This is a genomic window from Tolypothrix sp. PCC 7712 (assembly GCF_025860405.1).
GTDB classification, from domain to species: Bacteria; Cyanobacteriota; Cyanobacteriia; order Cyanobacteriales; family Nostocaceae; genus Aulosira; species Aulosira diplosiphon.
The window spans coordinates 1,560,363-1,581,406 of sequence record NZ_CP063785.1; the positions used below are offsets into that span (position 1 = coordinate 1,560,363).

The window sequence follows — 21,044 nt, forward strand, 5'->3', positions numbered from 1 at the left end:
TCAAAAAATAATCAATGCATGAAATCTAGAAAAGTTTTTTAAAATATGTTAAGTATGCAAATCTTAATAAAGAATTATCTATGTCCTCAGCCAATACCCAAAGCTACAGTTATGATGCAGTGACTTCACCCTCCTGGCAAATCGAACTGCTGTATGACAGTGAATGTCCTTTATGTATGCGCGAAGTGAATTTTCTGCAAAAACGGGATGCTGGACGAGGATTAGTAAACTTTGTAGATATCGCCGACGATAACTACAATCCCGAAGTGCATGGCGGAGTTGACTATGAAACCGCAATGGGTCGTATCCATGCAGTATTACCAGATGGCACAGTGGTAAAAAATATAGAAGTATTTCGCCGCATTTACGAAATTTTAGGTATGGGCTGGGTTTATAGCCTCACTAAGTTACCCATAATTGGTGCGATCGCAGATTTTCTCTATGGAATTTGGGCAAACTGGCGACTAGCTGTCACAGGAAGACCCAATTTAAAAACAATCATCGCCCAACGTCAACAAAAAATTGCTTGTAATACAGAAGGGCGTTGTCGGTAATTTGTCATTTGTCATTTGTCATTTGTCATTTGTCATTTGTCATTTGGTGTTTGTTATTTCCCCTTGTCCCCTTGTCCCCTTGTCCCCTCATCTCCCTCATCCCCAGGAGTTCTTTAATTTTGAATTTTGAATTTTGAATTTTGAATTGATTTGTCCCCAATCCCTACTTCCGACAACTATCCCTCGTGCGGCTTTTCCAAATCCAGCCAGGTTCGGGAGAACTAATTTCTATCCAGCCGCCTTCTGTTCTCCCGGTAGTTGTGACTTGAGTACCTGCTTTGACTACTTTTCCTGTTTTGCGCTGTCCCGAACCAGATAAAGAACGTAAGTTTGAGGAACTCACAACTACCAAGCAACCTTGTTTCTGTTCAGCAGGTTGATTCGTGGAAGTATTGGCATTTGCAACTGGCTTCACTTGATTTTCAGCAGGTTTGGCAGCGATTTTTTGGGAGTTATTAGCAGATACAATCCCCATAGCAACTAATGCGATCGCAGCGCCAGAACCAAGCAGCCAGCGCAATTTTGTAGATGATTGAGCTGCAGAACCCCAGCCTGTCGCCAAAATGCTAGGCGATCGCGTGGGATTATTTAAAGTAGTAGTTGAAAGTTGATTCTGTGCGTCTGGAGCACGTAAAGTAGAAGCATTGGTAAATGCTTGTGGTGTAGCGCTATTTGTGCCGTTAGTTGGGGGAGTATAGCTAGGTTTAGCCAGTTCTTGCAGATAGTGCATGACTTTGGTTGCAGTCACATAGCCATCTTTTAAATAGTGACCCATTACTTGACCTACGACAGCTGCTACAGCTGCGGGTGTATTGGCATTGGTAATCGTCGCAACTGCTTGCAGTGCTTCGGTTGCTGTTTGGTAACGGAATTTAAAGTAATGCCGCACCATCTTATTTAACACAGATGCCAATTGCTCACTAACTTGGGCATGATGCTGCCATAATATTTCACCACTAGTCGCATCTTCGCCAAACTGCTTGGGATTTAAGCCTGTCAGCGCTTGAATACAAGTCATCCCTAATGCATAAATATCACTACAAGGGCGTGGTCTACCTTGCCCTTGTTCACTCGGCATATAGCCAGGCGTACCCACTGGAACTGTATCATTTTCTAGCTGTTCTGGAGTCATCAGTGAGTAGCTTTTAATTTGCTTCACTGCGCCAAAATCAACCAAGACTATTTTATTATCGGCAGTACGGCGGATTAAGTTATCGGGTTTGATATCTCGGTGAATGACCCCTTGATTATGGATAAATTCTAAAATCGGTAAAACATCTTGTAGCAGTTGAATTACCTGCCCTTCATTCCACCTACCAGCTGCCATTTCCGATGACAATGGATTGCCAGCAATCAATTCCTGTACTAAATAGAATTCTTCGTCTTCCTCAAAGTAAGCTAAAAGCCGAGGAATTTGGTCATGATGACCGAGATTTTCTAAACTTTCAGCTTCCCTATTAAACAAATGTCTCGCTGTCAGCAAGAATTCGCGATCGCTACTAATAGGTTTGAGATGCTTGACAATACAAGTGGGGTTTCCAGGACGGCGAGTGTCTAAGGCTACATAAGTATGACCAAATCCGCCTTTGCCTAATAATTCGACCACTTGGTAACGCTGGTCTAGTAATCTGCCGATCATGGTATAGCTGGACTGCGGTTAACTGTTAACTAGAATACACTTTTTCCTAAATGAAGAAGGTTATTACGATTTTCTCCCTAACACTGATGTATATCTGAATATAATTGTTTCGGGATATTCACTATATTCAGGACATAAAGTTGTACATGATAGTTGTCGGAATGCTAATAACAGTGTCATAAATATAAAGCCCAGAGCTAACCCTTGGGTATACCCTGGACAAAAAATGCTAGAACCCCAGATACCAGGATCAATATCTCACACATGACTGAACTCAAACTGCGTCTACAAGATGGAGATACTGAAACCGTTGTTTCAGTGGATCAAGATGTATTTACTATCGGCAGGTTACCAGAATGTAACTTATACTTACCTTCTGGTGGGGTTTCCCGGACTCATGCTCAAATTGTGAAGACGGGTGATGATGTGTGGACTATTGAGGATTTGGGTAGTAAAAATGGCACACAGGTAAATGAACGTCTGCTGACTCGTCCGCAACAGTTGCATCATGGAGACGTTGTTTGGTTGGGTAATGTGAGTTTAGTAGTATTGTTGATCACTCCTCATACAAAGTCAGTAATTGAGCAGAGTACAACTAAGAATGATGCCGATCAAAAAACCATATTGCGTAACGTCAAACAACTACAACAGCAATGGATAGAAGCTGATAGCAAAGATGGTGATATCAATAATAATAAGGATAAAACCATTGCTAGGTTGAAAGATTTGGTAGATATTGCCAAAAATCTTTGTGCAGCCACTTCCATAGAAGAGATTTTCTTTCAGGTGCAACAAGTCGTCTTTCGTTACCTAGATAGTATTGATCGCTTGGCATTATTAATAGATGTCACTGGCGGCGGTAATTTGGAGTTAATCAATGCAGCGACGCGCAACATTACCCAGCAGCAAAGTCTGACTCCTGATGGTAGTTGGATCAGCCGTAGTATTTGTCAAAAAGTGTTTGACGAAAAAGTTGTTATTCAATCTGCGGATACCCATAAAGATGAACGTTTTGCTGGAGAACACAGCATTTTGGTAAAAGGTATTCGCAGTGTAATGGCAGTGCCTTTATGGGATGAAAATAAAGTAGTGGGGGTTCTCTACGCTGATGCTCATCTTTCTTCTTACCATTGGGCGAATGAAGGTGAAGAAGAACTCAGCTTTTTTTCGGCTTTAGCCAACCTAGTAGCTTCTAGCGTTCAGCGCTGGTTACTGCTAGATAGACTTAAGCAAGAAGAGGTAATTCGTCACAGATTAGAACGCTATCATTCTCCGGCTGTAGTTCAGCAGTTAATTTCTGTAGGTAAGTTACCAGATGGACGTTTACCCCCCGAAGAGAGTGAAATTAGCATTTTATTCGCAGATTTGGTAGGTTTTACCGCTATTTCAGAAAGAGTCACACCAACTGCGATCGCGCAATTACTCAATAGCTTATTTGAAGAAATGCTACAAGAGGTATTTACCTATGGTGGCACTTTAGATAAATATATTGGTGATTGTATTATGGCGTTCTTTGGCGCTCCAGAGCCACAAGCAGATCACGCCGAGCGCGCCACTGCTGCGGCTAAAGGAATGCTAACTCGCTTAGAACTTCTTAACCTCAATGGTTTTTGGCAAGAACCGCTACAATTACGCATCGCGGTGAATAGCGGTAAAGCCGTTGTCGGAGATGTTGGTAGCTCTCAACGGGTTGAGTATACAGCTTTAGGCGCTACTATTAACCTCGCCGCCCGTATGGAACCAATTTGTCCCACTGGTGAATGCGTAATTAGTGAAGAAACTTACAATATGCTTTCCCAACCAGTAGATTTTCATGAAATGGGTAGTTACACCTTCAAAGGTATTAATCGTCTAGTGAAGGTTTATCAAACAAAAATGCAAGGTAATTCATAGTTCGTAATTCGTAATTCGTAATTCGTAGTTAAGAATTTTTTGATAATTTTATAATAGTATTACCCACTATAGAACTCATATTTGATTTTTTACGTTCACGTAGGATGCGTTAGTGATAGCGTAACGCATCAGTGCCAAATCATTAGCTGCAAATAATAAATATTCTGGATTAAGCATCTTTTTCGCCCTGAGCATAAGCTAAACCACATCTAGTTTGCATAATCTGAAATTGTATATTTATTGTGGGGGAGCCACTGTGTTGCGCGGGTTCCCCGCGTTGTAGCAAGTGGCGTTGGGCATCTTGCCCGCCCAATATATGCAAGCCAAATATGGAACAGCTTACAAACTAAATATTGAAAATTATCTGATACTAATTTGAAAAAATAATGCGACAGATTGTAGGGGCATGGCACTGCCATACCCTCTAGAATATATTAGGACTTACGCAAAAGTAACGGAATTACGTCATTACGAGCGCAGCGACGTAATCGCCTGATATTCTGGGATTGCTTCCCTACACTTCGTTCCGGTCGCAATGACAAATTTTGCTTGCGTAAGTCCTGTATATTAATGTTTCGCAAACATGATTTGATTTGGTATGAGTTCATTGGATTGTTGAACTACAGGTAATTGTGTCTCTATTTCCTGGTAAGCGTTCTCTTCTACATTTTTACCAGTTACACCAAAATGTAAGCAATTCCTGACCATTACTTAGCATATCCATAGGCATATATTGCATCTTGCAAATTGCATAATTTTGCGTCAATGCTAATAGATTTAATTATTGTTAGATGGGTGTTTAACTTTTTTTACTTATCATTCAACTAATCAGGTGTCAATGAGTACATTTTTCATGTACTGATCAGAATATAGTAAAAATGAAGTTTTGTGAAGCGAGGACTAGGGATGTACATTGTACAGATTGCCTCGGAATGTGCTCCTGTAATTAAAGCAGGAGGATTAGGGGATGTTGTCTACGGACTGAGTCGGGAATTAGAGATTCGCGGACATTGCGTCGAGCTAATTTTGCCCAAATATGACTGTATGCGCTATGACCATATTTGGGGTATGCACGATGCATATCGCAATTTATCTGTACCCTGGTATGGTGGGGCAATTAACTGCTCAGTACACTGCGGTTGGGTACACGGACGGGTGTGTTTCTTTATTGAACCCCACTCCCAAGATAATTTCTTCAACCGTGGCTGCTATTACGGTTGCGATGATGATAATATGCGCTTTGCATTTTTCAGCAAAGCCGCTTTAGAGTTTTTACTACAAAGTAATAAGCGTCCTGATATCATCCATTGTCATGATTGGCAAACAGGCTTAGTACCAGTCATGCTCAGTGAAATGTACAAGTACTATGGCCTAGAGTATCAGCGCGCTTGTTACACCATTCACAACTTTAAACATCAGGGAATGGGTGGTATAGAAACTCTCCAAGCTACAGGTTTAAATCGCCCAGAATATTACTTCCAGTACGATAAACTGCGTGACAACTTCAATCCCTTTGCCATTAATTTTATGAAGGCGGGTATTGTTTATTCCAATGCTGTCACCACAGTTTCACCTAACCACGCCTGGGAAGCCAGTACAAGCGATGTAGGTTGTGGCTTGGGCCATACTTTGCATTTACATAAAGATAAATTCCGTGGAGTGCTGAACGGTATCGATTACGATTTTTGGAATCCAGAAATCGACCGCTACATTCCGTCTCAATATAGCAAAGAAGATTTTGACAAAAAATTTGATAACAAAAAAGCTTTGCGAGAGCGGCTTTTACTCCGCCAAGAAGATAAACCAATTGTTGCTTACATCGGTCGTTTAGATAATCAAAAAGGCGTGCATCTTGTACATCACGCTATCTATTATGCTCTCAATAAAGGAGCGCAATTTGTATTACTCGGTTCAGCAACCGAACCAGCAATCAATGCTAAATTCCAGCATGAGAAACAATTTTTAAATAACAACCCAGATGTACATTTAGAACTGGGCTTTAACGAAGAATTATCCCACTTAATTTATGCTGGGGCAGATATGATTGTTGTCCCTAGTAATTACGAACCCTGTGGGTTAACTCAAATGATTGGCTTAAAGTATGGCACTGTACCGATTGTGCGTGGTGTAGGTGGATTAGTCAATACAGTATTTGACCGTAACTACGACGAAAATCTCCCACCAGAAAAACGCAATGGTTTTGTGTTCTATCAAAGCGATAATCAGGCGCTGGAATCAGCAATGAATCGTGCTATTGATTTGTGGAATTACTCGCCTGAAGAGTTTCGTCAATTAGCTATTCAGGGTATGGAGTATGACTACTCGTGGAATATTCCCGGAGGAGAATATATAGAAATTTACGACTGGATCAGACACAAGTGGTAAGCACTGAATTTTAGATTTTGGATTTTGGATTTTGGATGAAAAATTCAAAATCCGAAATTTACAGCAGATTGCAAGTTGGTGAGGTACAGATAATTGTAAGGGCAAGCTACTGCCCACCTGTGTCAACTTAAGCTAAAAGCGATATAGGGCGGGCGTTGTACAAATACCTTGCGCCCTCATCCCCTAACCCCTTCTCCCCCTGGAGAAGGGGAACTAAATCTCTGGCTCCCTTCTCCCTGTGGGAGAGGGCTAAACCTTATAACCAAGAGGGTTTCACGTTAAGTTGACACCAATAGGCAAGGCACTGCCTTGCCCTTACAATCTATCGCATTCAGTTTTCAAATTGGTATTAGTGGTTTCAGCTAGTAATAGAATGATTTTGCCGATAGATTGACATAATCTAGATGCAAACAGCAATTATTAGTCAAAAATATGAAAATCTGGAGACTTCATGCCCAAGCTCAACGTTAAGCAGAAAAACTGGCTACTTTCCGCCCATGTTGCATTTGGTAGCATTTGGTTGGGTACGGCTTTATGCATTGTGGCGATCGCATTGAAAAATACTCATACTACTAACGGTGATGAACTATATGCAGTCAATGCTAGTTTGAAGTTAATAGATGATTTCGTGATTATTCCTTCAGCTAACTTATCTTTGCTAACCGGAGGACTGCTTTGTTGGTTAACGATTTGGGGATTTTTTAAACATTACTGGGTAATTGTTAAATGGATTGCGACAGTTGTGTTGATTACTTCGGGAACTGTGTGGTTAGGGCCTTGGTTAAATGCAGCCACAAGTATTTCCGATATAGAGCGATCGCAAGCATTGAGCAATCCCCTATATACATTTGACATCAAAGGCGTTCTCATCGGCGGTACAATTCAAACTTTATCTGTACTTGCTATTATTGGCATTTCCGTCCTGAAGCCTTGGGGTAGAAGAATAGTCAAAGTCAAATCGCCAGAAGAATCTACCTCATCAACCAGCTAGTACAACAAGGCAAAAGTCAAAAGTCAAAAGTCAAAAGTCAAAAGTCAAAAGTCAAAAGTCAAAAGAATTGTATTCCGGGCTTTTGCACCATTTAAAATGGTCTGTTTATTTACGCCGTGCTGTAGTAGGGACTTGCAAATAAAAAATAATTAATTGCTTTAGTGAGCAGGGGAAGCAGAGGAGGAAGAATACAATTATGGTCTTCGCTATGAAAAATGAATAATCTCATCTCTTTCCCCATTACCCATTACCCATTCCCCCTTCCCCCTTCCCCATTAACCGACCAATTTGCCCTAAATCCACATTTCCACCGCTAATAATTACACCTATTTTCGCGCCTGGTGCTTTCACCACACCTGTTAATAAAGCTGCGGTGCCTAGTACTCCTGTGGGTTCAACAACAATTTTCAAGCGTTCCCAAATGAATAACATCGTAGTGATAATTGCTGATTCTGAAACTGTCACCATATCATCAACGTAATTCAGCACTAAGGGAAAGGTAATTTTCCCCAAGTAAGGAGTACGAGCGCCATCGGCAATTGTATTAGGATTAGTGACAGTTTGCAGAGTTTTGCTGTGAAAGGAACGGGTAGCATCATCGGCTAGTTCTGGTTCTACACCAATCACCCGACAGTTTGGTAAAAGTGCTTTAGCTGCGATCGCACAACCGGAAATTAAGCCGCCACCACCACAAGGAACTAGTAATAAATCCAGTTCGCCTACCTCTTGTATCAGTTCTAAAGCTGCTGTTCCCTGTCCCACTATGATGTGTGGATGATCGTAAGGGGGAATCAGGGTAAGATTGCGATCGCTGGCTAAATTTTGGGCTAATTCTTCCCGGTTTGTCGTGTGGCGATTATAGAGAATTATCTCAGCACCATAACCCCTGGTAGCCGTTTGCTTGACTGCAGGCGCATCATCAGGCATGACAATAGTTGCAGGGATATTGAGTAATTTTCCCGCAAGTGCGATCGCCTGGCCATGATTTCCCGATGAAAATGTCAGAACACCTTGATGTTTTTGCGTTGCAGATAGCTGTGCTAATGCATTGTACGCACCCCGAAATTTAAACGCACCTGTGCGTTGAAAATTTTCGCATTTAAAAAACACCTGGCTGTGAGTACGTTCGTTCACTGTTGTTGAAGTTAGCACAGGTGTTAAATGAGCAATACCCAAAAGACGTTCTTGGGCTGCTTGTACGTCATTTATAGTGACAGAGTTATGCTTTTGCATTTAATTAAATAAGTTGGTGAAATAAACCCAACTTTTTACGAAAAGTAAATAGACTTCAAACTCTTACCAATAACTAATGACAAATGACAAATGACAAACTTCACAAACTATCTTTAACTGCACCGTTATATTTAAATGCTCGTGTACTTTTGATGACCATTTAATTTCCACTCTTCTATTGTGACACTACTGTCATCAGCAATTAAGCTGGCAGCTTCTCGTAAAAGTTCCTGCTGTTCCTTTTGAATTGCTTCCAATCGAGTAGAAATTTCTGCTAATCTTTGCTGCTTAGTTTGATAGATAATTTCTGCATTTATGGGTAGTATCGCTGATGTTTTATCAGTCCGTTGAGTGCCTTTAATTTTTTGCACTGCAAAACTACCAAATCTAGCAAAGGAGATAAAAATAACTTTAGCTAAAGCCTGAAGTAATTTAAGTGGTACTTGCAGAATTGACCAACTAGCTGTCTCAATCAGGCGCATAATGGCTCTAATAATACTCCACAACAGAGCCAGGATAAACACCAGCATGATGCAGCTGATAATAGGATGATTAGCAGCCCAACTGAGGATTTGCACTAGCCGAAAAATTCCTGGGTGTTGCGCTAGCCAATCATTCATCGAAGATGCGATCGCTGTTTGTACTGCTGTTGATGTTGTACTCTTAACTTGTCCAGCAGTTTGTAAACTTTGTTCTAGAGAACCTTTAGCTTGTTCCCAAGTTGTTGTAACTGTATTAATGGCTCTATCACTGGCTATATTGGCAGTTTCTTTAAAAGATTGTCCTGCTTGCTGTGCTGAGTTAGTTAAGGAATTAACGCTGTCATCAACAAAATATTTCGCTTGTTGAAGGCTTTGCCAAATTCCTTCAGAAAAGTTCATATCTATTTGAGGTGTCATGGCACATTTCACCGGGGTTGAAATCTAACCCGCAAACCATCTTTGGGGTGATTCGTGGGCAACCTTACTGTAGCTAAACTTTGATTAGGCAATATCTCCCAATCATAGCTGCGTAGCAAGTGGGCAGCAATAATTTTCATTTCCATTTTGGCAAAGGCAATGCCAATACAAATGCGCGGCCCGCCACCAAAAGCAATTAAACTGAAGGGATATTGTTTGTTTTCTTGACGTTGCGGGCTAAACCTATCTGGATCAAATATTTCTGCCTGAGGATAAATTTTTTCTAAGCTATGGGTGACAGCAATTGAATACAATAATTGCCAACCGGCGGGAACATGAAAGCCATTAAATTCAAAGTCTTTAATTACACCCCGAAACCCACCACCAGCCGGAGGATGTAACCTTTCAACTTCTAATAAAACTTGCTCTAAATAAGGCATTTGACCCAACTGTTCTAAACTTAAAGCACCTTTATTAGCCAGTTGTAATTGTTCTTCTCGCGCGCGTTCTTTGACCTCTGGATGAAGTGCTAATTCTGCACATAACCAAGTCAACATTGATGTTGTAGTTTCATGTCCAGCAAACAGTAATAGCACAGCTTGGGCAATCAGTTCTCTTTCACCCATGCTATTCCCTTCCTCATCTTTGGACTGGATTAATAAACTAATAGCGTCTTTAGTAGGGTTTTGCTGGCGTTGTCTAATAACTTGGGTCAAATGTTCTAAAATTTGATTGCGTGCTGCTAAAGCTCTGCCAAATGTTGTAAATGGTAGCGGTAATGGGTTAATAGAAAATAGCCCATTGGTGAGGTTAGTAAATAATTGGCTGAGTCTCACAGATTCAGCACTAGGACTTGTACCTAACAATAACTGACTAGCAATATCAAATGTTAGCTTTTTAAATTCACTAAACCAGGTAAACTCTTGTTTATCCTGCCATTTTTTGAGATAGCCACTGGTGATTTCTTCCATTGTGGCGACATAATTTGCTAATGCTGGGCCATGTAAAGCCGGCATCATCAAGCGGCGATTTTTGCGGTGTTCCTCACCATCTTGCAGAAAAAGTGATTCGCCTAATAATATTTTGAAATTCCGAGGCCATCCTTCACGCCAGGAAAAATATTCCATGTGGCTGGAAAGCACAAACTCAATTGCTTGTGGCCCCACCATCACCACAGTTGGTCTACCTGCAAGATGAGTTTTAAATATGGAACCATATTGCTGATAGCGCTTATTACCAAATTTGTACGGATCAGCAACAAATTCCAGGGTTTCACCTAGTAATGGTAAACCAAAGCTTCCTGGTGGTAGTTGAGAACTTTTCATCTTTTAACTGTTTTCTGATAATTATAAAGATTAACAAAAAACAGTTATTTGGTAATTCGTAGGATGCGTTAGGCGCAGCCGTAACGCATCCCAGTAAATCTATGCAATCACAGTCATATCATTGCTTGTGAGTGCCGCTCTATTGAATAATTGACCTATCTGAATTTGTGCGCTGCTACCAGTACCATCAGCATCAAAGAAAAGGTTACCCCGAAGGCGATCATAAATAAAGCGATCGCTTTCTGTAGTCGCCCTAGTACCAGTGCGGAACAAACCAGCATCCAGGGTACCGAGTGCTTGGGAGAGACTAAATTCGGATTTAGAAATGACGATTTTATCAACACCGGGGTTAAAGTCGATGATAGTATCAAATTCACCTGTACCAGTGAAGTAAAAGCGATCGCTACCGCTACCACCAGTTAAAAAGTCCCTTCCTTCACCGCCAGCTAGCCAATCATCGCCATCGCCACCGAGTAAGATATCATTTCCCGCATCACCATACAGCCTGTCGTTACCATCTCCGCCTTCGAGTGCATCATTTCCGCTACCACCACTCAGGGTATCGTCACCTTTTCCACCTAGCAAGCCATCATTACCCTCATCACCATACAGGTTGTCGTTACCATCTCCACCTTCCAGTGCATCATTCCCGCTACCACCATACAGGAAATCATTGTTTTTGTTCCCTGTGATGATATCATTACCACCTAAACCCCGGATAATATCAACTTTCTCAGTACCGATGAGGATATTATTACCGGATGTGCCATTGATGGTGTTAGGAACTGGTATGTTAAATCTCGCTACACTGGGGTCATGGTCGCTATCCTGGTCAGCAAACTCAGAATTGATATGTACGACATCATAGCCATCGAGTTGATTGAGCAGATTCTTACTGACAAGGATGTGGTCAAGTACTTGGGCATTACCTTCAAAATTGTAGGTATAACGCTCATTTTCCGGCAAGGTTTCAATCAGGGAAGTGAGTCCAGCACTTTCTAGAGTGCTGACAGGTTTGGAAAACTCAAAATCATTCAAGTCCCCTGCTACTACGACATTAGCGTTGGGGTTGATGGCTAAAATACTCTCAACAAAATTTTTCACCACCGTAGCTTGCTGCTGACGCTGAGTTTCGCTGGTGAGTGTAGGCGGTTGATTTGGCCCGTATAAAGGTTGGTCACCACCTTTAGAGTTAAAGTGATTACCAACGATATAAACAGTTTGCCCGTTGAAAGTAAATTCACCGACTAAAGGCTTACGGCTGGTATTAAAAGCAGAGTTCGTGGGGTCAAGGCGACCGGGACTAGCAGAAAGGGTGGGTACACCATTAACATCGCTAACTGTAGTGTTAGAAGCAGAAGTACCACCAGCGCGATCGACAAACTGCACGCGATCGCGATTAAATAAGAAACCTTGGCGAATATTCCCACCAGGTTCACCGCCATCTTGGTTATTTACTGGGTCAATTTGACGATATTCGTAGCTCGGGCCGCCCGCAGCTTTAATGGCATTAATTAATGTTTGGTAAGTTGTACTCGCATCAACTACCCCGTTATTCGTCGCCCCGTTATTATCCTGAATCTCTTCCAGAGTAATAATATCTGGTGATTTCAGGTTATTGACAATTCTGTTGGCAAGATTTTGAAACTTCGCTGCACCATCACTAGGATCAAGGTTTTCGACGTTGAAGGTAGCAACTGTTAATTGGCTAGCGCTAGCAGTAAGATTTGTAACTTCCTTTTGGAGAGTATCAGAGGTAACACTTACAGAAGTTGGCAGAACTTCGTAATTGCTGAAGTTATAATCCACCACGCCTGTAATTGTGGCAAAAGTTGCACCGACATTCACCTGGGGAGAACTACCAGAAGTAAATAAAGTATCATCAATTTGGATACGCTCTGGATTAAAATCATTAGCACTAACTGCAATACCACCTCTAGCAGTGCGTCCGGTAGCATTTGCGCCATTATCTGCCAATACCCAAATTTCCCCAAAGTCATTAGTCGGGCTAACTGCAACAGGATTATTTACCTGTACCAGCATCCCTTCTAAGCTTTCGTAGAAATCAATCCCATCTTGGGCGGGGTCAAAGGTGGTCGTTCCGGTTTCAATATTACCGGTAGTATCATTATCAATTACTGAGGTGGGAATTGTTCTACCACCATTACCGAGAATTGTGGCAGTAGGTAAAGCATTACCACTGGAAAGTTTGATAATAGAGGGACTGGTAATTTGGGTAGTCGTCAAGTTATTAGCATTACCACCAGGGCGGAATTCTGTCACTGTACCGCTAACCTGCACTGCATCGCCAACTTGGACAGTGGGCGCTGATGAGGTGAACACAAAAATTCCTTCAGAAGTGCGATCGCTACTATCTGGGTTGGGGTCTTGAAGGTAGAAACCGCGCGCCGCCACAGCTGTTACAATCCCCGGTACATTGGTAACAGTTTTTCCATTGAAGGGGGAGGTGTGACTAACTCCTTGAATGTCGCTAATTCTCACAGGTGGAGTAACTTCAAATACAGCAACTGTTCTGCTAACTTCGTTTGTTGTCACCAACAAAGGCTTACCTGTGGGACTGTCGGCGGCGGAAATAAATGTTAGCCCCTCTACTGCAACATCTTCTGGTGTATTAATATACTGAACAAAAGTTGGCTTGTTAGGATTTGTCACCTCATAGATAATGACATCGCCAGTGCGTTCTAAACCAATAAACGCATAGGTGCGGTTGTTGATAACTCCAATCGCCACACCTTCTGGTTCAGGCCCTTTATTATCGCTGCGGGTGTCAAAGCCAGCAGCCAAGCCCTCTGAGTTAAACAGAGTAGGGACTTTACTAGCGGTAATTTGTTCGAGTTGATCGCCACTATCAAAAACTTGTTTACCGCTAGCATCCCAAATTGAGAAGGAACGCGCCCCAAAAGCTTCAATACGATCAAAGTCTCCATCGCCGTCAGTATCGCCAGAAGCACTTGTTACATTTAACCTTCCCAAGTTAGCGTTATTTTTTAAGGTTGCGGCATTAGGAAAAACAGTTGGGTCTAAAACATATTCACCACCAACCCGAACTTCCTCACTAAATCCTGTGTAGTCGCGGGCATCGCCTTCGTTGGCTGTAATGTAGTAGGTTTGTCCATTAGCTGTGAAACTAGCGATCGCATCAGGTTGATATAAGCCAACTACAGGCCAATTCTGGATATTGATGCCGCCATCGCGATCGCTGGCATCAATACCATTACCAGGTAGATTGTGATTTTTCACACCTAATGGCAAAATGTCGGTAATGGTGGCGCTGGCAATATCGAGAATTGCGATCGCATTGTTTTCCTGCAATGTCACGTAAGCTTTCGTACCATCTCCCGAAAAGGCAATATATTCGGGTTCTACATCTTGAGCTACAGTGGAACCAGGGCCAAAAATCCGCACACCCGCAGCTTTCAAGGCATCAATTTGACTATTAAACGCCGTGAAGCCAGCAGTTTGCACTGTAGCATTGGCAACTCCATTCGCCAGGTTAATAATACTTACAGAACCTTCGGGGTCGAAGGAATTAGCTTGTCCGTAACTGTTTGGTTCACCTTCATTGGCGGTTAAGACCTTTGTCCCATCGGGTGTAAAGGTGAGCATATCAGGTAAGTTGCCCACTTCCACAGAGTTCAAAAAAGAACCATTAGCCGCATTAAAGAAGCCCACCTGTCCGAGAAGTTGCGCGCCAGTTGCGGTGTTGCGAATTGCGTAAGCAACTGCTACTGTTCCATTCTTGACGGCTACACTATTGGGAATAATTTCCGTACCAGTAGGCGCAGTAAATCCAGGAGTCAGGCTACCGGCTGCTGTCAATGCTCCGGTGTTGCTGACATTGTAGATTTCGACGGTAGTACCTGCAACGACAAACAGGCGATCGCTTCCTGGATCAAAGGCAGAAATTTCGGCTCCATTCGCACTGGTGAAGCCGCCAACTTTTTGCAAAGTGCTGGTGTTGTTGTTGGTAATCGTAATATTTTGGGAAGTGGTGTTACCTAAAGCAATACCTGCAGAAGGTGTTGCGATTGTCAAGGTAGCAGTTTCAGTTGCTTCTGCGATCGCATCATCTGCCACGATAAAGGTAACGGAACCACTGGTTTGTCCGTTAGCAATAGAGATGGTATTGTTGCTGAGGTAATAATCTCCAGTGGTGATACCTGTCCCTGAAACTGCTAAATTCACTGTTTGATTACCAACAACTGCACTAGAAGCAGTAGCAGTCACAGTGATGGCTGTTGTATTAGCTTCCGAACCAGCAGCAGTGCTAACAGATAAATTCACAATCGGCACAGATGGAGTATCATTATCTGCGATCGCAATATTCTGCGAAGCTGTACCAAGAGTAATTCCAGCAGAAGGATTGCTGAGAGTTAAAGTTGCTGTTTCATTGCCTTCAACTAAAGCATCATCGACAACTGTAAAGGTGACAGAACCAGTTGTTTGTCCATTGAGAATTGTGATTTTATTACCGCTAAGAGTGTAATCGCCTGAAGTAATGCCAGTTCCCGAAACACCTAAGTCAACTGTTTGGTCGCCAGCAACAGCACTAGAGGCTGTAGCAGTGACTGTAATTACTGTTGTCCCGGCTTCTGTGCCTGTATTGCTGCTGACAGATAAGTTAACTACAGGAGTGCCATTTGCGATCGCAAAATCTGTCGAATTTAGTGTTCCAGTTGCGGCATTAACACTGAACCAATTATTCTGATCGAGGATCTGAGCTTTGTAATCAGCAATAGATAACCCACTCCGAGAACCATTGTACTGAGCATTTGCAACAATACCGGAATTGGTAATATTGAGAGCAGTTGAACCCAATGTCAGCGCACCTGCACCTGATCCGGCATCAGGTACATAAGAGGTGTTTGTACTATCTAAATTACTTGTTCCACTGGTAATAAAACCATTAGTTGAGGCAATATTAATGCCGAACAACAGGGAACCACCATTGGCTGCATTCCAGGTTGTTGCAGTTGCATTAGATGTGAATGGTGAACTAGTAGATACCGTTCCATCACTGCGCTGATAAATAAAAATCTGGTCGCCACTACCAGAAATCCCATTTAATGCATTAGCAATGGAACCGTTATCTGAAGTAGAAGGCGGGGTATTGGGGAAAGAAAGAACTACTACTGTACCCGCAGGTATGAATGTGGAGGCTGTCCAAACTGCAAAATTCTCACTACCACGCCAACTACCTGGGGTATTTGGTTGTTGATATGACGCATCAGTGAAACCAAGCATGGTTCCGACATCTAAATCTTTGAAAGTCACAAATGCCAAACCATCAGGAGCGCCGGAACGAAAACCAACAATCGCAACATCACCGGGATTCAAAATTGTAGGTGCCATATTTTAGAACTCAAAATCAATGTGTGAAAATAACTTCTGTCTGTCAAAATTTCGCTAAAGTAGCAATTTAGGATGCAAAAAATAGCGGCCTATGTTGAAACAGGTCGTCACTTGTTGAGTATTTTTTTGTTCATTGCATAAATTCAGCGCTCTGTATTTTCACAGATGTCAATAATTACTTAGGGTTTACTGGGTAAAGGTTAAGAACAGGCTATAAGTAGATCCATTTACTTAAAGATTTATAAATAGCTGATTTTATTAAATATATGTAGTTGCTAGTTTCAGGTTAAGAAAAGCTTATGTAAATATGAATTTACCAAATATTTATGTATATGTATTTTTGATGAACTACGTATACTGAAAGTAAGAAAAATATTTTTGGTGTTGCATATTTGCAGAATTAATTCAGAGCAAGTCGAGAAACCACCCACGCAAGTGTTCTCCTTTGCGTCTCTGCATGAGGTAAATCATCCCGCATTATGCAACGCCATTTTTTAAAACCAATTACTTTATTGAATAATTGACCGTCAACAGTCAACAGTGAACGGTCAACACTATTAAACTTAATAGTACAGACTGTTAGTAATACATCGAATTTGTCTTAGCCTGAAAATCGTGGCAGTGTATTGCTTCTTCTGTATTAGCAATGGAAGGATGTACAGTACACTTGAGACGGTAATTGTCGGTAAAAAACTGACAACCTGTGCAAGGTATTTGATGCATTTGCTTGGCTTTATTGACACTATCTCTAGCTGCTGACCACAAACTCCAACCACCTAGAATCATCACAGCCCAAGCAACAACAAAGCAAATAGGGACTAACAAAGCCTGAATCCCATGTATTAAAGCAGCAATTAGGTATAACACGGCAAGTTCTGATAGTAATTAAAAATTAGGAGTTAGAAGTAATGTTACCTCCTAACCCCTATTTTTTATCTTCTTACTCTAGAAGTATAAATCAAATACCTGCATGACCGAGCGCTAAACCAGCCACAAGCATTCCTAAGACTAAGAATGGTTGGGCACTGGCTTGATACTTCACATCGTTCTTTAACGGGTCACGCAAAAAATACATATCTTGGAAAGTAATTTGCGGCAAAATCAACAGTACAAGAATTGCTGCGTACAAATTCTCATGGATGCTGACCAGATATGCAGCAATAAATCCTTGAAATACATCAATCATCACTACACATATCCAGGCTGCAGTAGTGACACCGAACATTACAGGTAGTGATTGTAATCCTAATTGGCGATCGCCTTCTACGCTCTTGAAGTCATTAACAATGGCAATCCCCAATCCAGCTAAACTGTAAACCAGGGTGAGAACCATAATTTTCCAGTTCAGTTCGCCAAACAAAGCATGACCAGCCCACCAAGGTAAAGCAATATAGCTGGCTCCTAAAGCATAATTCCCTAACCAGCCGTTTTGCTTCAACTTCAATGGTGGTGCTGAATAGATATAGGCAATAAAAGTACCAAAGACAGCCAATACTGTGATGTTGGGGAAGTCATGACCAGCCCACAAATCCAGCACAAAGGCTAAACCAATACCACCAAGTAATAATACAACTATCTGCGTAATTACCTGGGGTACGGAAATAGCACCAGACGGAATCGGACGGTAAGGCTCGTTAATCGCATCAATTTCGCGATCATAGAAATCATTGATGGTTTGGGTGTAACCCGTTAGCAAGGGGCCGGAAAGCAACATACAAGCAGCCGCCTTCAACACATTTTCCAGCGTCCAAGTATAGTTACCCGAAGAAGCCGCACCACAGACTACACCCCAAATCAGGGGAATCCAGGTAATCGGCTTCATCAGTTGCAACCGGATTTTCCAAATCGAAGTTTCCCCTGGTGCTGCGCCTTTCATCCCCAGCAGTTGCCGAGTTTTAGAACTGCGATCGCCAACTGTGGTGATATCTTCAGTAGTATTAACGGACTCTATTGCTTCCGCCGAATTGGAATTTGGAGTAATGGGAGATGATTCAGACATAAGATTAATTGGGCATAGGGCATAGGGCATGGGGCATGGGGCATTGGGCAATTCAATTTTGGATTTGCAATTTTGGATTAGGTTGAAATCTAAAATCCAAAATCTAAAATCTAAAATTTCTAGTCCCCAGTCCCCAGTCCCCAATCCCCAATATCTCTAACTTAAAACGAAATGATCAAATAACTGTTCTGAAACTTCGCCCCAGTAATGGGTTTTCCACTTAAAGAAGGTGGAAGGTCAATATTGCGCCGTTGGTCGCCTGCTTCCACAGTCACTTCCGGCCCATACTGAGTAAGCTTGACTTGTTTTTTATCAAATCCAGGCAAAAATAAGCGTACCTGACGGTTATGAGTATCTATTTCTATGGGTTTGGGAGCTTTTAGCGCTTCCTGAGCAAAATCTGGTAGGGCATCCATAAGCGATCGCCATTCACCAGTTGGGGCATCAGGCACTACACTAATGGTTAGAGGGCTAAATTCCTCTGTGAGATTGGGGTTGGTGTCGGAAGACACAACAATTACACCACCAACCGTCACACCGATTTGTTGAGCGCTACCCCATAAATAACGTGTGCTGGCTACCTCAATTGGATCTGATGTAGTTACCAAAAAGGCAGCAACACGCTGGGGATTGGCAAGAGCCGCTTTACCCTTTTCTAAAAAATTATTAACTTGATTAGTTGGTTGAGCAAAGTTATCTGCTGTCCAATTAAAATTGAACAGAGTGCTAATCAGTGGTTGAATTAAAGGTGATTCGGCAATTGTTTTCCCCAAATCTGAGTTAACAAATAATTGCCGAAAGCGTCTGATATACCAACTCAAAGACTCTGGTAATCCCAACATCCGCAAGCTAGAAGCATCACCTGTGCCATCATAGACAATCACGTCATATTTGCCACTGGCATCATATTCACGGATTGCATTTAAGGCCAAAGCGTTATCCATCCCCGGCAATACCACCAATTCTTGACCAAAAACATCTTTAATAATTGGGGTGCGGAGATATTGCGCCTCCAGTTTTTTGACTTCTTCCCATTGGCGTTCTAATAATACAGATGCTTGAAACTGTACTACTTGCAAATTGGGAGCAATTTCTTGAGGGTCGGGTGTTAGTGTAGTTTCTAGCAGTATGGGTAATGTCGGCTCTGCCAATCCTGCGAGAAGTACGCGCTTGCCTTCGCTAGCCAATAATTTAGCGGCGGCGATCGCAATTTTGGTACGAGCAATGCCGCCTTTGCCCAAAAATGTCAATATCAGAGTCATTAGTTGATTTCCACCTTACCGCCGATGTTTTCAACTCCAACTTAGCACTCGGCAAATATTCTATGCTTCCGCCTACTGTACGACTTTTAGCTCATCTTCAAAAAACCAAGTGGAGAAATTATCTTCAAATTGCACCACTATACCTACACTGCTAGCATCTGTCATTTTGTAGCCGAGGATAGTACCAACTTGTCCTAATTTTTTGACAACAGCGGGAGATACGCGATCGCGCAAACGAAAGACCTTAACCTTCTGTCCGATTTCCATGCCTAGATATAATGCAATAAACCAAGTCTCAGTTTAACTGAATCCGTGACTCCTCTGTAATACATTTATGATGATGAGGTAGATAAACAATCAGGGAGCAAAGAATCAATAACAAACACCAATTGATAAACTGTCTGCGATAGCTAAGAGTTAACCCTAATAATTTGATTTAAGTAAAAAATCGCTTTCTTTGCGTCAACGAGCAGCCATGTACGATCCAAATCCGCCGCGCCCGCCCCAAGAAACAATGCCGACGATGTATGATTTACCCAGCGAATTAATAGGGGAATCAGGCTTGCCGGACGAATTTCACTGTATTCAGGCTGATTTATTAACTGAAACTTGTCAACCTCCCAACTATTCACCCACAGAAATTTTACTGGCTAGCGATTTAAACCTGTACTACAATCCTCGCCATCCTTTATGGTACAAAAGGCCTGATTGGTACGTAGTTTTAGGGGTAGCTGGTGCTAGCCAACAGCAAGACTTACGCTTAAGTTACGTTGTTTGGCAAGAAGGAATTAATCCATTTTTGGTAGTTGAATTACTTTCACCCGGTACAGAGCAAGAAGACTTAGGAAGAACTCTCAGGGAAGTCAATCAACCGCCAACTAAATGGGAAGTTTATGAACGTGTTTTGCGGGTTCCTTACTATGTCGTATATGATCGCTACGAAAATCATCTGAGGATCTTTCAACTTATAGGCAGTCGTTATGCAGCAGTATCTCTTAGTGATAATCGCTTTTGGCTAGAAGAGTTAGAACTGGGATTAGGATTGTGGCAAGGTACTTATCAGCAGATCACTGGTTTATGGTTGCGTTGGTATCATGCACAAGGCTGGGTGCCTACCCTGAGAGAAAAAGCAGAGCAAGAAAGGCAACGTGCAGAACAGGAACGACAGCGTGCAGAAAGATTGGCGGAGTACGTGCGATCGCTAGGCGTAGATCCTGATAATTTGAGTTAATTAATCTGCGGTTGATTTTTTCTAATTATCAGCTTGCCTGGCAGTTGATTGAGATTAAACCAAATTAGTTACAGACAGTATTTTTTATTAATACCAAATGGTAATATAGGACTCATATTTGATTTTTGAAAAAAACTAAGTACACTTTTATTTCTTCTTCCCTGTTCCCCGTTCCCTGTTCCCTCTCTACGCAAATAATTTCTCCGAATCAAAGCGGATTCCTATACCTATTTTAAAAAAGAATGAGAAAGATTGTAGGG

Annotated in this window: 15 protein-coding genes; 5 read left to right on the forward strand and 10 right to left on the reverse strand. The window is 42.0% G+C overall.

Annotation, left to right across the window (positions count from 1 at the left end; genetic code table 11):
• Positions 1-80 precede the first annotated feature (80 nt).
• On the forward strand, positions 81-554 hold the full coding sequence (locus HGR01_RS06285) for a thiol-disulfide oxidoreductase DCC family protein (protein WP_045869288.1): 474 nt from the start codon (positions 81-83) through the stop codon (positions 552-554).
• A 163-nt stretch (positions 555-717) separates the two neighbouring features.
• Here HGR01_RS06285 and HGR01_RS06290 read toward each other — a convergent pair whose 3' ends face one another.
• Positions 718-2,193 (reverse strand): serine/threonine protein kinase, encoded by a 1,476-nt coding sequence (locus HGR01_RS06290; protein WP_045869287.1) that lies wholly within the window; start codon positions 2,191-2,193, stop codon positions 718-720.
• A gap of 264 nt (positions 2,194-2,457) precedes the next feature.
• Between HGR01_RS06290 and HGR01_RS06295 the strand changes: the two genes are divergently transcribed.
• The gene (locus HGR01_RS06295) at positions 2,458-4,086 is read left to right on the forward strand and encodes an adenylate/guanylate cyclase domain-containing protein (RefSeq protein WP_045869286.1); all 1,629 of its coding nucleotides are present in this window, start codon (positions 2,458-2,460) and stop codon (positions 4,084-4,086) included.
• A gap of 567 nt (positions 4,087-4,653) precedes the next feature.
• Here HGR01_RS06295 and HGR01_RS06300 read toward each other — a convergent pair.
• A complete protein-coding gene (locus HGR01_RS06300; RefSeq protein ID WP_155539098.1) occupies positions 4,654-4,794 on the reverse strand; it encodes a hypothetical protein in 141 nt (46 codons plus the stop codon).
• A 198-nt stretch (positions 4,795-4,992) separates the two neighbouring features.
• On the opposite strand from HGR01_RS06300, the gene glgA reads away from it, so the two are divergent.
• Together glgA and HGR01_RS06310 are read left to right on the forward strand one after the other, a co-directional pair.
• The gene (gene glgA / locus HGR01_RS06305) at positions 4,993-6,471 is read left to right on the forward strand and encodes a glycogen synthase GlgA (RefSeq protein WP_045869285.1); all 1,479 of its coding nucleotides are present in this window, start codon (positions 4,993-4,995) and stop codon (positions 6,469-6,471) included.
• 451 nt (positions 6,472-6,922) lie between these two features.
• Positions 6,923-7,462, forward strand: a complete 540-nt coding sequence (locus HGR01_RS06310) for a hypothetical protein (protein ID WP_045869284.1) — start codon at positions 6,923-6,925, stop codon at positions 7,460-7,462.
• 240 nt (positions 7,463-7,702) lie between these two features.
• On the opposite strand, the gene HGR01_RS06315 is transcribed toward HGR01_RS06310, so the two are convergent.
• The 8 genes from HGR01_RS06315 to HGR01_RS06350 form a co-directional block, all read right to left on the reverse strand.
• On the reverse strand, positions 7,703-8,695 hold the full coding sequence (locus tag HGR01_RS06315) for a threo-3-hydroxy-L-aspartate ammonia-lyase (RefSeq protein ID WP_045869283.1): 993 nt from the start codon (positions 8,693-8,695) through the stop codon (positions 7,703-7,705).
• A gap of 131 nt (positions 8,696-8,826) precedes the next feature.
• A complete protein-coding gene (locus tag HGR01_RS06320) occupies positions 8,827-9,594 on the reverse strand; it encodes a hypothetical protein (RefSeq protein ID WP_045869282.1) in 768 nt (255 codons plus the stop codon).
• An 8-nt stretch (positions 9,595-9,602) separates the two neighbouring features.
• Positions 9,603-10,919 (reverse strand): cytochrome P450, encoded by a 1,317-nt coding sequence (locus HGR01_RS06325; RefSeq protein WP_045869281.1) that lies wholly within the window; start codon positions 10,917-10,919, stop codon positions 9,603-9,605.
• A 99-nt stretch (positions 10,920-11,018) separates the two neighbouring features.
• Positions 11,019-16,292 (reverse strand): choice-of-anchor I family protein, encoded by a 5,274-nt coding sequence (locus HGR01_RS06330; protein ID WP_155539096.1) that lies wholly within the window; start codon positions 16,290-16,292, stop codon positions 11,019-11,021.
• A 579-nt stretch (positions 16,293-16,871) separates the two neighbouring features.
• On the reverse strand, positions 16,872-17,159 hold the full coding sequence (locus tag HGR01_RS06335; protein ID WP_045869280.1) for a hypothetical protein: 288 nt from the start codon (positions 17,157-17,159) through the stop codon (positions 16,872-16,874).
• A gap of 91 nt (positions 17,160-17,250) precedes the next feature.
• On the reverse strand, positions 17,251-18,291 hold the full coding sequence (chlG, locus tag HGR01_RS06340) for a chlorophyll synthase ChlG (RefSeq protein WP_045869649.1): 1,041 nt from the start codon (positions 18,289-18,291) through the stop codon (positions 17,251-17,253).
• Between the two features lie 161 nt (positions 18,292-18,452).
• Positions 18,453-19,553, reverse strand: coding sequence for an ArsA family ATPase (locus HGR01_RS06345; RefSeq protein WP_045869279.1), 1,101 nt, complete (start codon positions 19,551-19,553; stop codon positions 18,453-18,455).
• Between the two features lie 72 nt (positions 19,554-19,625).
• Positions 19,626-19,820 carry a DUF2862 domain-containing protein gene (locus HGR01_RS06350; protein ID WP_045869278.1) on the reverse strand — a complete coding sequence of 65 codons (195 nt, stop codon included), beginning with the start codon at positions 19,818-19,820 and terminating at the stop codon, positions 19,626-19,628.
• A 208-nt stretch (positions 19,821-20,028) separates the two neighbouring features.
• Here HGR01_RS06350 and HGR01_RS06355 point away from each other — a divergent pair, with 208 nt between their 5' ends.
• Positions 20,029-20,784, forward strand: a complete 756-nt coding sequence (locus HGR01_RS06355) for a Uma2 family endonuclease (protein WP_045869277.1) — start codon at positions 20,029-20,031, stop codon at positions 20,782-20,784.
• Positions 20,785-21,044: the final 260 nt, after the last annotated feature.

What these genes read in the sequence shown, in the direction of transcription:
- HGR01_RS06285 (WP_045869288.1), top strand. Translation starts at nt 81, where the DNA reads ATGTCCTCAGCCAATACCCAAAGCTACAGTTATGATGCAGTGACTTCA.
- HGR01_RS06290 (WP_045869287.1), bottom strand. Translation starts at nt 2,193, where the DNA reads ATGATCGGCAGATTACTAGACCAGCGTTACCAAGTGGTCGAATTATTA.
- HGR01_RS06295 (WP_045869286.1), top strand. Translation starts at nt 2,458, where the DNA reads ATGACTGAACTCAAACTGCGTCTACAAGATGGAGATACTGAAACCGTT.
- HGR01_RS06300 (WP_155539098.1), bottom strand. Translation starts at nt 4,794, where the DNA reads ATGGTCAGGAATTGCTTACATTTTGGTGTAACTGGTAAAAATGTAGAA.
- glgA (WP_045869285.1), top strand. Translation starts at nt 4,993, where the DNA reads ATGTACATTGTACAGATTGCCTCGGAATGTGCTCCTGTAATTAAAGCA.
- HGR01_RS06310 (WP_045869284.1), top strand. Translation starts at nt 6,923, where the DNA reads ATGCCCAAGCTCAACGTTAAGCAGAAAAACTGGCTACTTTCCGCCCAT.
- HGR01_RS06315 (WP_045869283.1), bottom strand. Translation starts at nt 8,695, where the DNA reads ATGCAAAAGCATAACTCTGTCACTATAAATGACGTACAAGCAGCCCAA.
- HGR01_RS06320 (WP_045869282.1), bottom strand. Translation starts at nt 9,594, where the DNA reads ATGACACCTCAAATAGATATGAACTTTTCTGAAGGAATTTGGCAAAGC.
- HGR01_RS06325 (WP_045869281.1), bottom strand. Translation starts at nt 10,919, where the DNA reads ATGAAAAGTTCTCAACTACCACCAGGAAGCTTTGGTTTACCATTACTA.
- HGR01_RS06330 (WP_155539096.1), bottom strand. Translation starts at nt 16,292, where the DNA reads ATGGCACCTACAATTTTGAATCCCGGTGATGTTGCGATTGTTGGTTTT.
- chlG (WP_045869649.1), bottom strand. Translation starts at nt 18,291, where the DNA reads ATGTCTGAATCATCTCCCATTACTCCAAATTCCAATTCGGCGGAAGCA.
- HGR01_RS06345 (WP_045869279.1), bottom strand. Translation starts at nt 19,553, where the DNA reads ATGACTCTGATATTGACATTTTTGGGCAAAGGCGGCATTGCTCGTACC.
- HGR01_RS06350 (WP_045869278.1), bottom strand. Translation starts at nt 19,820, where the DNA reads ATGGAAATCGGACAGAAGGTTAAGGTCTTTCGTTTGCGCGATCGCGTA.
- HGR01_RS06355 (WP_045869277.1), top strand. Translation starts at nt 20,029, where the DNA reads ATGTACGATCCAAATCCGCCGCGCCCGCCCCAAGAAACAATGCCGACG.